Raw genomic sequence first — 508 nt, 5'->3', positions numbered from 1 at the left:
GTTATTTTTTCCTTAAAATCGGTTGTAGAGTGTGAGTAAAAAGTTGTAGATCAATGTTAAAATCAAAGGAAAATGGAGGGGGATTATGATTCAAACCCTAGAACAAGTACGCTGGACAATTCACGATTTAGATGGACTACCGGAAAATGAATGGATACGTTATGAAATTCTCGATGGAGAACTATTTATGACTCGCTCTCCCCATCGTCGCCATCAACAGGCTTGTGTTAATATTGCTGCACTACTTCATACAGCCTCACAGTCAAGCGGTTTAGGCGTAACAATTTTTGCTCCAGGTTTAATCTTTTCCGAGTTTGATAGCGTCATTCCTGATGTCGTTTGGGTCACTCATGAACGACTTGAACAAATTGAAGATGAAGCCGGACATTTAACAGGTGCACCTGAGTTAGTTATTGAAGTTTTATCCCCCGGAAAACAAAATGAACGCCGCGATAAACAAGCTAAATTAAAACTCTATTCTATTACCGGAGTTCAAGAATATTGGATT

Annotated in this window: 1 protein-coding gene; it reads left to right on the top strand. The window is 39.0% G+C overall.

The genetic code is table 11. The annotated features are described in order from the left end of the window. Positions 1-85 precede the first annotated feature (85 nt). Positions 86-508 (top strand): Uma2 family endonuclease (locus PL8927_RS08570; RefSeq protein ID WP_083619746.1); only part of this gene is annotated, 423 nt, incomplete at its 3' end.

This window comes from Planktothrix serta PCC 8927, assembly GCF_900010725.2.
GTDB classification, from domain to species: Bacteria; Cyanobacteriota; Cyanobacteriia; order Cyanobacteriales; family Microcoleaceae; genus Planktothrix; species Planktothrix serta.
Note: the sequence above shows the minus strand (reverse complement) of the source record. Positions and strands in the feature narration are given on the sequence as shown.